A 12907-nucleotide genomic window follows, 5' to 3' on the forward strand; every position below is an offset into this window, starting at 1 on the left:
GAGCCTTCCGATGTCCACGCTTCTGCTCCTGCCCGGCGACGGGATCGGCCCCGAGGTCTGCGCCCAGGTGCGCCGGGTGGCCGCCGCCCTCACGCCCGACCTGAACGTCGAGGAGCGGATCTATGGCGGCGCCAGCTACGACGCCCATGGGACGCCGCTGACCGATGAGGTCCGCGACGCGGCCCTGGCCAGCGACGCGGTGCTGATGGGCGCGGTCGGCGGTCCGCAATGGGCCAACGCCCCGCGCCACCTGCGTCCCGAGGCCGGCCTGCTGAACCTGCGCAAGGCGATGGACGTCTACGCCAACCTGCGCCCGGCCTATTGCTTCGAGGCCCTGGCCGACGCCTCCAGCCTCAAGCGCGAGCTGGTTTCGGGCCTGGACATCATGTTCGTCCGCGAGCTGACCGGAGGGGTCTATTTCGGCCAGCCGCGCGGCATCGAGGACCTGGGCGACGGCCAGAAGCGCGGCGTCGACACCCAGGTCTACACCACCGCCGAGATCGAGCGCGTGGCCCGGGTGGCCTTCGAGCTGGCCCGCGGCCGGTCCAACCGCGTGGCCTCGGCCGAGAAGTCGAACGTCATGGAAAGCGGCCTGCTGTGGAAGCAGGTGGTCACCGACCTGCACGCCCGCGACTATGCCGACGTCCAGCTGGAGCACATCCTGGCCGACAACTGCGCCATGCAGCTGGTCCGCGCCCCCAAGCAGTTCGACGTCATCGTCACCGACAACCTGTTCGGCGACATCCTGTCGGACGCCGCGGCCATGCTGACCGGCTCGCTGGGCATGCTGCCCTCGGCGGCGCTGGGCGCGGCGGGCAAGCCGGGCCTCTACGAGCCGATCCACGGCTCGGCGCCCGACATCGCCGGCAAGGGCGTGGCCAACCCCCTGGCCGCCATCCTGTCGTTCGAGATGGCCCTGCGCTGGTCGCTGAACCGCGCCGACGCCGCCGACCAGTTGCTGAAGGCCGTCAAGGCCGCCCTCGACGGCGGCGCCCGCACCCGCGACCTCGGCGGCGCGCTCACCACCGTCCAGATGGGCGACGCGGTGCTTTCCAATCTGTAGGGCGTTGACGAACGACCTTGTTCCGTCGCCGCACCGAGGCGCCCCGCATGGTGGACGGATGGCTCGGGAAGGCTGACCAAAAGGGCCTGGCGGGCGAGGAGCTCGCCGCCTTGTCAAGGCGCTCCGCGACATTGCGAGCTGACACTCGGGCTTCCCCGTTATCCCGGACGCAAGGTCCGCGCCGACGGGCGACAGGGGATGAAGAAAAACGGCGCTTCCCGAGGAAACGCCGTTTTTATCAGATTCGTCAAAAATCTGAACATGGACCCAGATACACCGAACCCGCCGCGGGGGATAAACGCGACGGGCTCAGCTATTTCTCGATCACTCGATCTAGGTGGGCGTTTCCTCCCCGAAACGCCGAAGGAAGGGAGCTCTCTGTGGGCCCGTTTCTTCCTTGCAAGGGTTAGAAACGGCAAATCCGAGATGGTGTCAACGGCAACGATCGTGAATCGAAGCGGCGCCGCGAATATTTTTGACGAAAAAGGCTTAGATTGGACCCGCGGGTCAAACTTATCGCCGTTCTCCAGGATATTTTTGACAACTCAGTCAAAACTTACCGATCCAGCCGTGCTTTCAATCGCTCCAGCACCGCCGAGCGGGACTCGAACACATAGTCCGGTCGCGAGACGGTGACCGGCTCGACCCCCGCCGCCGCCAGGGCGGCCGCGGCCTCGAACAGGTGGGCGGTCGCCAGCAGGGCGCCATTGGCCCGCCGGGCCCCCTGGCCGACGAACGGCGCCACCGCCGCCTGACCGGCTCCGTCCTGCTCGGCGGGCCAGACCAGGGCGGCCAGGGTCCGGGCCCGACCCTTGGCCTCGACCACCGACAGCAGGCGTCGCAAACAGTCGATCTGGCCGTCCGTCCACGGCGTGATCAGCGAGGCGGTCAGCTGGGCCTGGCTCTTGAGGATCACCCCGTCTGACAGGATCTTCAGGCCGTTGGCCGCCAGGGTCGCGCCGGTGGTGGTGATGTCGACGACCAGCTCGGCCGCGCCGGCCGCCGGCGCCCCCTCGGTGGCCCCGCTGCTTTCGACGATGCGATAGTCGGCGACGCCGTGGCGGGCGAAGAAGGCCCGGGTCTGGGTGACGTACTTGGTCGCCACCCGCAACCGGCGGCCGGTCTTGGCCAGGTGGACATGGCCGACCTCGTCGACGTCGGCCATGGTGTCGACGTCGAGCCAGCTCTTGGGGGCGGTGACCACCAGGTCGGCGCGGCCAAAGCCCAGGGCCCGCAGCAGCATCACCCGCGCGTCCATGTCCTCGCCGCGCTCGCGCAGCAGGTCCTCGCCGGTGACGCCCAGGTGCAGCTCGCCGCTGTCCAGGCCCGCGGCGATGTCGCCGGCCGACAGCAGCCGCACGGAAACGCCTGGCAGGCCCGACAGCTCGGCGCTGTAGCCGCGCGAGCCGCCGGCCATGTCCAGCTTGAAGCCGCATTCGGCCAGCCAGGCCTCGACCTGCTCTTTCAGCCGGCCCTTGGAGGGAATGGCGAAGATCATCGGCGTGTCGGTCATTCGCCGCCTCCCGCATAGGCCCGCGCCGGCCGCACCATGCAGCCCACCGCGCCGGTCCCGCCAGTGTTCTGGGTCTCGGCCCCCAGCCGGGACAGCAGGCCGTCATAGCGGCCGCCGGCCGCCAGCGGCCGCTCGTCGCCGAGGGCGTCGCTGCGCACCTCGAACAGGAAGCCGTCGTAGTAGCCGAAGGCGCGGCCGAAGGCGGCGGTCAGCTTCATGCGGTCTTGCGGAACCCCGGCCGCGGCCATGCCGGCCAGCCGCCGGCGCCAGCCGTCCAGCGCCGCGTCCAGGCCGGCGCGCTGCGGGCCGCCGAGGGCGGCGATGGCGTCCAGGGCCGCGCCGGGACGGTCGCTGACCGCCAGGAAGGCCCGCACCGCGTCGCTCTCGCCGACCGACAGGGCCCCGGCCTGGGCGGCCTGGGCCCGTTCGACCAGGCGGTGGGCGATCTCGGCCGGCCGCCGACCGCCGACCGGCTCGATGCCGGCCAGCGACCACAGCTCCTGCAGCACCGCCGCGGCCTCGCTCTCGGGCAGGCCGGCCAGCAGGGCGGCGATGCGGCTCTGCGCTTCGCCCGGCGGCTGACCGGGGGCGGACGACCCGCCCTCCAGCTCGATCTTCAGCTGCCGCGGCTTGGTGAAGGCTCGCTTCAGCCGCGCGCGCAGCGGCGGGGCCAGGCCCAGGCTGTCGACGAAGGCGGCGAACAGGCCGACATCGCCCAGCAGCAGGGTCAGGTCGTCGCGACCGCCGGCCGCCGCCCCCGCCCAGGCCAGGGCGGCGATCTCGGCGTCGGCGGCGACCGGGTCGCCGGCCTCGAAGGCCTCGACTCCGATCTGCAGGAACTCCTCCGCCCGGTCGCTGCCGCGCGGCGCCACCCGGAAAGCCTTGCCTTCATAGAGGTAGCGGCCTTGGCCATCGCCCTTGGCCAGGTGCTCGCGGGCCACCGCGACGGTGAAGTCGGGGCGCAGGCAGGCCTCCTCGCCCGCATCGCCCGAGACCACGAACAGTCGCGAGCGCATGGCCTCCCCGGCCAGGTCGAGCAGCAGGCCCAGCGGCTGCAGCACCGGCGCGTCGGTCGGCGTCGCCCGGGCGGCCAGGAACGGCGCGCGGACAGCCTCCAGCGCCGCGCTCGGAATGGCGCGTTCGAGTCTCATTGATCGTCCCCGATGATTTTCCGCACCGCCGCCACCAGCTCGCCGCGCGGCAGGGTCTGCTGGCCCGGGCGCTCGGCCTTCCAGGCGGCGTTGTCGGCCACCCCGGCGGCCAGTTCGCGGCCCAGGTCGAGGTCCTTGATCGTCACGGTCCCGGCCGCGATCTCGTCGCCGCCCAGCATGATGGCGGCCGGCGACAGCCGCCGGTCGGCATATTTCATCTGCGGCCGCATGCCCGAGGTCCCCAGATAGACCTCGGCCGGGATGCCCGCCGCGCGCAGCTCGCCGGCCACGGCGAAATATTCGCCCATGTGGGCCTGGTCGAAGGCGATGACCACCACCGGTCCCCGCGCCGCCCCGCCCGGCTCGCGTCCCGCCGCCCGCAGGGCCGCCGCCAGGCGCGAGACGCCGAACGAGAAGCCGGTGGCCGGGGTCGACTGGCCGGTGAACCGCGCCACCAGGTCGTCATAGCGCCCGCCGCCGCCGATCGAGCCGAACGAAACCTTCTGGCCCTTATCGTCCGTGGTCGACAGCAGCAGCTCGGCCTCGAACACCGCGCCGGTGTAATATTCCAGTCCCCGGACGATCGAGGGTTCGAACACCGCCTGGTCGTCGGCCACGCCCAGGCTGTTCAGCGCCGCGTCGATCTTGGCCAGTTCGTCCAGGCCCTCGTCGCCCTCGGCCGAGCCGCCGATGACATTGGCGATCCTGGCCAGGGTCTCCGAGCGCCCGCCCGATCCCGCCTGGACGAAGTCGAGCACCGAGTCGATGGCCTTGCCGACCAGGCCCGCGCCCTTGGTGAAGGCGCCGCTGTCGTCGAGGCGCCCCTCGCCCAGCAGCAGCCGCACGCCGTCGACGCCCAGGCGGTCGAGCTTGTCGACGGCCCGCAGCACCGCCAGCTTCTGGCCGCCGGTCTCGACCCCGGCCGCGGTCAACAGGCCGTTGAGCAGCTTGCGGTTGTTGATCTTCAGCACCGCCGCCCCACGCGGCAGGCCGGCCGCCTCAAGACCGGCGACGGCCATGGCGATGATCTCGGCGTCGGCCTCCGGCCGGGCCGAACCGACGGTGTCGGCGTCGCACTGGATGAATTCGCGGAACCGTCCCGGACCCGGCTTTTCGTTGCGCCACACCGGCCCGAAGGCGTAGCGGCGGAACGGCTTGGCCAGGGTCTCCCAGTTCTGGGCGGCGAAGCGGGCCAGGGGCGCGGTCAGGTCGTAGCGCAGCGCCATCCACTGGTCGTCGTCGTCCTGCAGGGCGAACACCCCCTCGTTGGGACGATCGCTGTCGGGCAGGAACTTGCCCAGGGCGTCGGCATATTCGAACGCCCCGGTGTCCAGCGCCTCGAAGCCGTAGCGCTCATAGACCGCCGACACCGCCTCGAGGATGGCGCGCTCGGCCCGCAGGTCGCGGGCCCGCTTGTCGGCGAAGCCGCGCGGGTTGCGGGCCAGCGGGCGGAAGGTGTCGGGAGAGTCGGTCATCGTCGGTCCTTAGGCGTTCAAGGCTTCGACGGATGGCGCTGGTGCTTAGCCCCATCCGCTAGGCGGGGCTCTGGCTGGGCGTCGCCCTAGAGCGAGCGAACCCGGCCGATCCCGCGAGGCGAGGTCGGATGGTGGTGGCGGCCGTGGAGATGCGGCGTGCGGGTCATCGGCGCGGGCTATAGCGCAGCCGGCGGCGGGGGGGAAGGGGGCGTCTCATGGCGGTGGCGACTCGCCGGCCTGCGGCAGTCTTGACCGAAGACTTTCCAAGTCTTAACGCAACTTTCTCCAAGCTTATCCACAGGCATAAAGCACTACAAACATGAACCCGCTGTAATGTTGTCTTCGATGTAATCTACATTTCCGGCTTGTAACTTGAGATCAGAAGCCCCGGCCGGCAGTGATCTCCTCACTTGAGGGGAACACCGATGACCAGGACCATGCTGCTGGCGACCGCCGCCGTCTTTTTCACCGCCGGAACGGCCCTGGCCGCCGCCGACCCGCAGGCCGCCCAGGCCCCAGTCCCGACCGGCCCCACCGCCACGGCCCCGCTCGATGACGCCGCCCAGAAGGGCGTGCTGGTCTTCACCCCCGACTTCTTCGCCGGCCAGCGGCCCAACACCGCCTTGGACATGGTCGAGCGGGTGCCCGGCTTCACCGCTGACGACGGGGCCGGCACCCGCGGCTTCGAGGGCGCGGTCGGCAACATCCTGATCAACAACAACCGCCCGGCCTCCAAGACCGACGCCGGGACCGACGTGCTCGAGCGCACCCCGGCCAGCCAGGTCGCCCGCATCGAGCTGATCCGCGGCGGCGCGGCCGGGGTCGACATGCAGGGCTATGCGGTGGTGGTCAACGTCATCCTCAAGACCGCCGCCAGCCGCCAGTCGATCCTGACCCTGGAGGGCATGGTGTTCGACGGCGGCCACGACATCTATGGCGGCTCCTATCAGTTCACCGCCCGCAACGGCGACCGCAGCTGGGGCCTGACCCTGTCGGACGGCACCAGCTACAGCGACTCCAACGGCGTCGGCCGCAGCATCCGCCGCGACGCCGCCGGCAAGGTGCTGCGCGACGAGGCCTTCGCCAACGACGGCTGGGGCGGCGGCGACTCGGTGCGCGGCAACTACACCGGCCCCGTGGCCGGCGGCAAGCTGGAGGCCACCGCCCAGTACGGCGTCAAGGACTGGCAGGAGTGGCAGCAGACCCGCTCCCCCACGGCCCTGCGCCGCAACGACTACGCCGAGGACAGCCAGAACGGCGAGCTGGGCCTGACCTGGATCCGCCCGCTGAAGCCGCGCTGGACCCTGGAGACCCGGGTCATCCACCAGTTCGAGCATTTCGACCAGGTCGCCACCGGCGGCGAGACCGAGGACGGCGTCGCCGGCCCCGAGCAGCGCTTCACCGCCAAGGGCAAGTCGTCGGAATCGATCCTGCGGGGCCTGGTCCGCCACGAGCCCACGGCCGGCCTGACCATCGAGGCCGGCGGCGAGCTGGCCTACAACATGCTCGACACCCGCCAGGCCTATAGCGAGGGCGGGATCCCGATCGCCCTGCCCAGCGCCTCGGTCAAGGTCGAGGAGCTGCGCGGCGAGGCCTTCGCCAAGACCACCTGGCGGGTCAATCCCAAGCTGACCCTGGAGGGCGGCCTGCGGCTGGAGACCTCGACCATCAAGCAGTCGGGCGACGCCTCGGCCAAGGAAAGCTTCTTCTTCGCCAAGCCGCGCTTCCAGGCCACCTGGACGCCCAAGGCCGACCACCAGCTGCGCTTCCGCTTCGAGCGCGAACTGGGCCAGCTGGACTTCGACGACTTCGCCGCCTCGGCCGAGCTCGACGACGGCGCCGTCTATGACGGCAATGTCGACCTGGTGCCCGAGCAGCGCTGGATCTCGGAACTGACCTATGAGCGCCGGTTCTGGGGCGAGGGCGTGGTCTCGATCGGCTACCGCCACGACCAGATCGTCGACGTCATCGACCGCCTGCCCCTGCCCGGCGGCCGCTCGGCGATCGGCAATATCGGGAACGCCACCCTCGACCGCCTGTCGGTCAACATCGTCGTCCCCACCGACCACTGGGGGATCAAGGGCGGCCGCCTGACCTTCAAGAACGACTGGAACGAGACCCACGTCACCGACCCGACCACCGGCCGCGACCGCCCGATCTCCAAGATCCGCCCTACCCAGGCCAATATCGGCTTCCAGCAGGACCTGACCCGCTGGAAGACCCAGTGGGGGATCAACTGGCTGCCGCTGCTCGGCCAGGGCACCTACGACCCCGACCAGACCAACAGCTGGCGCGGGGCCGGCTATTTCGAGAGCTTCGTCGAGTACAAGCCGACCCCGACCCTCTCCATCCGCGCCCAGCTGAACATGTGGGACGACTTCGTCATCCGCCGCGCGGTCTATGCCGACCGCGAGACCCGGGCGGTGGACTTCACCGAGGAGCGGGACATCAACCCGCGGACGTTTGTGACGGTGCGGGTGAGGCGGACGTTTTAGGGGGAGGTGACTCATCCCCGACGTTGGGAACGTCCGCTTCCTGGCGGCGGCCGAGGCGCTAGCGAAGTCGATCCTGTGAACGCGGAAGCTGACCATGGCCGGGGGCCTAACCCGCCGAACATCCTAGGCCAACAGAAAATGGCGGAGGCGATGCAGCGTCTCGGTCGGGTGCTCCTCGGGGAAGAAGTGCCCGCCGGCGACGGCGTTTCCGGTTACGTCGGAGGCCCAGGCGCGCCAGATTTCCAGGGGGCCGCCCTCATCGGCGTACCAGTTGGCGAGGCCTCCGGATGCGCTCCAGAGCGCCAGGAGGGGGCATCCGATCCGGCGACCGTCCGCAAGGTCGGCATGGTCATGTTCGCGGTCGACGCCCGCTGCTGCGCGATACTCCAAGCAGATGGCGTGGACCTGGGCCGGGTCCCGCAGCGCCTCGACATAGGCGGTCCGGACCTCGCTGGAAAATACGGTCTCGGGCGTGCCCCAGCCCGAGAGGGCGGCCTCCACCACCGCTTCGGGACAGGCGCCGACCAGCCGTTCAGGCAAGGGGGCGGCCTGGGCCAGAAACGAGAAGGGCCAGAAGGCCAGGGCGAACCGCGCGTCGGCGCGGTCCCAGATCGCCGCGGTCGGGATGACGTCGAGCGCGGCCAGTCGGCTGACACGGCCTGGATGATCCAAGGCCAGGCGATAGGCCACGCGCCCGCCGCGATCGTGGCCGACGACGGCGAAGCGTTCGAAACCCAGGCTGTCCATGGCTTCGATCAGCATGGCGGCCATCGCGCGCTTGGTCTGGGGAGGACCGGTCTCGGGCGCTGCGGGGGCGCTGCGGCCATACCCGGGCAGATCGGCGCAAACGACCGTGAAGTCGCGGGCCAATCGTGGCGCGATGTCGCGCCACATGAGATGCGTCTCCGGAAAGCCGTGGAGGAGCAGGACGCCGGCGCCCTGACCGCCGCATTGGGCGAAGATCGTCCCCGCGGATCCAACAGAAATCTCCCGCGTCTCGAAACCGGCGATCATTGGACCCGTCATCCTGGGTTGGGGGGTGATGCAGGCCTAACGGTCGATAGCCGCGCGCGTTTCCGACGGAGCGACGCCCAGCCTCCGGAGATCTGCCGCACGGCCGTGCGCTCCTGCAGCAGGCGGACCTTGTTGGGCGCCGCCAGGGCACGCGCCGCCGGCCACGAGCGTCAACGCCGTCAGGAGGATCGCGAGAAACTTCAGGACAGTCAGCGCAGCCGCTGGCGAACGGCAGCGCCATGATAATTCACCGCCACGCCGGGGCTCGGTCGCAGCGGCGTATCGTCGGGTCCGACCAGATGAAGATGGAAGCGGCGCTCTGACAGCGCGCCGTCGAACCGCCCCTGCGCAGCCTCGATGACGAGTTCGCGCGCAGCGTCATTCCAGCGCATCGCGATGGTCGAAAAGGCGCCCCGCTCGTAGGCGTTGCTGAGCCCGTCGTCCTCGTAGAGCTGGAACGCGCCGTCGGCGCCGGGAAAGACGAAAAGGTCGATCGCCGCGCCCGTGGTCTGCGCCGTCGACTGCATGACCGGGCCCATCGGCAGGATGGCGCCGGCGCGACCGTGCAGGGGCAGCTGTTCGATGGGCGTGGCCACCTCGTGCCGGCGACCGCCCTCACGGCGCTGGCCGGTCCAAAGATCGGTCCAGCCGCCCTCCGTTCGCGGCAGGTAGACCGGCCATGGGTCCGCGCCGCCCGCCACCACCGGCGCGACGTGAAGGGCAGGGCCGAACATGTAGCTGTGCTTTTCGGCGAGGGCGTCGGCGTCCTGAGGGAAATCGAAGACGAACGGTCGCATGATCGGCATGCCGCTTTGCGACGCCTCGCCCGCCAGGCCGTAGACGTAGGGATGCAGGCGATAGCGCAGCTCGAGATATTGCCGGGCGATGGTTTCGACCGCCTGACCGTAGCGCCAGAACTCGGTATCGGTCTGGTAGCCGTGTACGCGCTGCAGCGGCAGGAACGTCGCGTACTGGAACCAGCGCAGGAACCGTTCGTGATAGCCGGGGTCGGTATATTGCCCTTCGCCGGGCCGGAAGAAGCCGCCCGCGTCGACCGTCCAATAGGCGTGGCCGGCCGCGGCCATGTTGAGTCCGGCGGGGATCTGGCGGGCCAGGGTGTCCCAGCCGTTGCCGATGTCCCCCGACCAGGTGGCGGCCGCGTAGCGCTGCTGGCCGAGAAAGGCGCTGCGCGTCAGGATCATCGGCCGCAGGTTCGGCTCGGCCCGGCGACGCTCGTCATGGACGGCGCGAGCGACCTCAAGAGGGTAGGCCAGGCGGACATGTTCGCCACGGCCGGCGGCGGTCACCCGGCCGACGAGATCGTCGTTCTCGGGCTCGGTCGCGTCCTGCCACCAGGCGTCGATCCCGAGCTTGCCCAGGCGCTGGTCGTGCTGGGCCTGGTAGAAAGCCACGGCCTTGGGATCGAAGAAGTCGATCCACTCGGTGCCCGGGATGTAATAGCCCTTGGCGGCGACCTGCTTGCCCAGCTCGGTGTCCTTGCCGACCTTGGACCAGACCGAGAGCATGAAGCGGGCGTCGCGCGCGTGCAGGGCGCGCACCAGTCCGGCGGGATCGGGATAGTGCGTCTCGTCGAACCGCATGGCGTTCCAGCCGTGCTTTCCCCAGTACTGCCAGTCCTGGACCATAACATCCACCGGCAGCTGGCGGCGGCGAAACTCGTCGAGGGTCTCGAGGATCTCGTCGGACGAGTGGAAGCGTTCGCGGCAATGGATATAGCCGTAGGCCCATCGCGGCAGCATGGACGTGGCGCCCAGCAGCTGGCGATAGCCGGTCATCACCTCGGCGGCGCTGGGACCGGCGATCACCACATAGTCGATCGCGTCCGCTACCGGCGCGCGCCAGGTCGTGGCCGCTCGCGCCGGGCCATGGTGAAGCACAGGGGCGTCGCTGTCGTTGGCGAGCACCTTGACCTTGTGGGTTCCCGGGGGAAGGTCGGCCAGGAAGCTGGTGGTCGGCGGCAGCCACAGATTGGCGAAGTCGACCATGACCTGGCCGCCGATCTCGACGTGGTGGATCGAGGCCATCTTCTGGCCGATGTCGAGCAGAAAAGCCTGGCGGCCGGCCTGTTCGACCTGGATCTCGCCCTCGAAGGCGGTCAGCCTGCGCTCGACGCGGGCGTTGCCGGCGGTGGTGGTGACGTCGGCCGTCCGGGCCTCGCCCGCCGCGCCCTTGGTGAGCTCGGCGCGATGCGGCGGCGGGTTCAGCTCGGCCATCCCGCGATTGTGCCACAGCAGGCCATAACCTTTGCTGGAGAGCATGAACGGCAGGCTGATCTGGGTGTTGACCTGGGTGAGCCGACGCGGCAGCGCCCGCAGCTCCAGCGCGCCGTCCTGGAAGCAGCCCGTGCCGAACAGCCGCTCGTCGGCGGGCGATTCGAACTCTTGCTCGGCGATGTGGACGGTCTCGTCGCCGAGCCGGCTCGGCTCCAGCCGGCGGCCTCCCGCCGTCTCGGCCAGCAGCAGGAGGCCTTGCGTGTCGAAGAAGCGCACCGTCGAGGCGGCGTCGATCTCGCAGGCGATGTGCGGCAGGACCAGGCGCGTGACGTCGCCCTGTCGATGGCGCGTGGGCCGCGGCGCGCGCGTCGGCAGGAGAATGTCGCTGGGCGGCGCCGAACGGGCCTCGGACGCCGGGACGAAGCGGACCCGGAACGCGCGGTCGCTGACGGCGAAGATCTGGAGAACGCCCTCGGGCAGCACGAGGCTGAAGTCGGGTTCGCTGACCCGGCCCGCGGCGGCAAGCGGTCCGGCCGCGGCGCTGGCCGCCACGGCCACGCCGCCAAGGAGAAAGGCGCGACGACTTACGGGTTGGCGCATGGCGATCCTCATCAAACGCTGTTGACGCGAACAGGCGACGGGAGAAGGCCACGAACACCGCCGGTTCGTCCATTAGCGGTCGCGTTCGGGCGGCGGATATTCTCGTCCCATTTGACGGACGTCCGGGATCGTCGCCGGCGACGATCCCGGACGCACCGATCAGAACGGGCTCTGGCGAGAGTGCTATACTGGAAACAATAGGTTTCGATAATTTCCATTTATGCAGCAATGCATCGCGTCCAAAGTGTTCTTGTCGGAACAACGGGGCGGCCGGGAGCGGTCCTCCAAGCATCGAAGGATCCAGCCATGACCCAAGCCGTCGCCACGCCGGGCGCTCGCCTCCTGAACGCCGACGATCACACCCTGATCATGATCGACTACCAGTCCCAGATGGCCTTCGCGACCAAGTCGATTTCGGCCACGGAGCTGCGCAACAACGCCGGCCTGGTCGCCAGCGCCGCCGCCGGTTTCGGGGTCTCGACCATCCTGACCACCGTCGCGGAGAAGAGCTTTTCCGGGCCGATGTTCTCGGAGGTCACCGCGCCCTTCCGGGGCAAGGCCCTGCTGGACCGCACGTCGATGAACACCTGGGAAGACGAGGCGGTGATCGCCGAGGTCAACGCCATCGGCAAGTCGCGGATCGTGCTGGCCGGTCTGTGGACCTCGGTCTGCATCGTGGGCCCCGCGCTCTCGGCTCTGGACCAGGGTTTTGAGGTCTATGTGATCACCGACGCCAGCGGCGACGTCTCCACCGAAGCGCACGAGCGCGCCGTGGCGCGCATGATCCAGGCCGGCGCCCAACCGATCACCTCGCTGCAATATCTGCTGGAGCTGCAACGCGACTGGGCTCGCAGTGAGACCTACGACCTGACCACCGGCATCGCCCGCGAGCTGGGCGGCGCCTATGGCCTCGGCATCACCTACGCCAAGTCGATGTTCGGCGCTTCGGAGCACGACGCCGTCGCCGCCTGAACCCATAGCGAAGGGGCGGCGCGAAGCCGCCCTTTCTTCGCGGAGCGCTCCGTCATGAAACCCTACCTGCTCTCACTCGGCGCCGGGCTGCTCGCGGGCGTGCTCTACTCGCTGCTCGGCGTGCGCTCGCCCGCGCCGCCGGCCATCGCCCTGCTGGGCCTGCTCGGCATGCTGCTGGGCGAACAGGCGGTCCCGATCGCCAAGCGCCTGATGACCAAGGCGCCGGTCGTGGCCTACCTGAAGACCCCCGAATGCGCCGGTCAGATGCTCGGTCCGCAGGCCATCGCCGGCGACGGCCCCGATCCGCAAACGCCCAAGGGGCAAGCATGAGTCTCGACCGCCGCCAAGCCGTCGCGCTCGGCGCGGCCTTCCTGTCCAGTTCCGCTTTAG

General features: G+C 69.8%; 9 protein-coding genes. 4 read left to right on the top strand and 5 right to left on the bottom strand.

Annotated features, from left to right (window positions below):
- Positions 1 to 10: 10 nt before the first annotated feature.
- Entirely contained in the window at positions 11 to 1063 is a 1053-nt protein-coding gene (gene leuB / locus ACIPQB_RS16390) for a 3-isopropylmalate dehydrogenase (RefSeq protein ID WP_446486320.1), read from the top strand.
- Between the two features lie 556 nt (positions 1064 to 1619).
- Here leuB and hisG read toward each other — a convergent pair.
- Genes hisG through hisS form a run of 3 tightly spaced genes read right to left on the bottom strand, consistent with a single transcriptional unit; the run spans position 1620 to position 5202 of the window.
- Entirely contained in the window at positions 1620 to 2576 is a 957-nt protein-coding gene (gene hisG, locus ACIPQB_RS16395; RefSeq protein ID WP_446486321.1) for an ATP phosphoribosyltransferase, read from the bottom strand.
- Positions 2573 to 3727: an ATP phosphoribosyltransferase regulatory subunit gene (locus ACIPQB_RS16400; protein WP_446486322.1), complete on the bottom strand. Its 1155-nt coding sequence runs from the start codon at positions 3725 to 3727 to the stop codon at positions 2573 to 2575. The genes hisG and ACIPQB_RS16400 overlap by 4 nt, the downstream gene beginning before the upstream one ends.
- Entirely contained in the window at positions 3724 to 5202 is a 1479-nt protein-coding gene (gene hisS / locus ACIPQB_RS16405) for a histidine--tRNA ligase (protein ID WP_446486323.1), read from the bottom strand. Before hisS ends, ACIPQB_RS16400 begins: the two co-directional genes overlap by 4 nt.
- Positions 5203 to 5627: 425 nt before the next feature.
- Between hisS and ACIPQB_RS16410 the strand changes: the two genes are divergently transcribed.
- Positions 5628 to 7697, top strand: a complete 2070-nt coding sequence (locus ACIPQB_RS16410; RefSeq protein ID WP_446486324.1) for a TonB-dependent receptor plug domain-containing protein — start codon at positions 5628 to 5630, stop codon at positions 7695 to 7697.
- A gap of 123 nt (positions 7698 to 7820) precedes the next feature.
- Here ACIPQB_RS16410 and ACIPQB_RS16415 read toward each other — a convergent pair whose 3' ends face one another.
- Positions 7821 to 8711, bottom strand: a complete 891-nt coding sequence (locus ACIPQB_RS16415) for an alpha/beta fold hydrolase (RefSeq protein ID WP_446486325.1) — start codon at positions 8709 to 8711, stop codon at positions 7821 to 7823.
- 209 nt (positions 8712 to 8920) lie between these two features.
- On the bottom strand, positions 8921 to 11545 hold the full coding sequence (locus tag ACIPQB_RS16420; RefSeq protein ID WP_446486326.1) for a glycoside hydrolase family 31 protein: 2625 nt from the start codon (positions 11543 to 11545) through the stop codon (positions 8921 to 8923).
- Positions 11546 to 11851: 306 nt separating this feature from the next.
- Here ACIPQB_RS16420 and ACIPQB_RS16425 point away from each other — a divergent pair, with 306 nt between their 5' ends.
- Positions 11852 to 12517 (top strand): hydrolase, encoded by a 666-nt coding sequence (locus ACIPQB_RS16425; RefSeq protein ID WP_446486327.1) that lies wholly within the window; start codon positions 11852 to 11854, stop codon positions 12515 to 12517.
- Positions 12518 to 12571: 54 nt separating this feature from the next.
- Positions 12572 to 12847, top strand: coding sequence for a DUF1427 family protein (locus ACIPQB_RS16430; protein WP_446486328.1), 276 nt, complete (start codon positions 12572 to 12574; stop codon positions 12845 to 12847).
- Positions 12848 to 12907: the final 60 nt, after the last annotated feature.

The sequence above is a fragment of the Caulobacter sp. LARHSG274 genome (genome assembly GCF_052871235.1).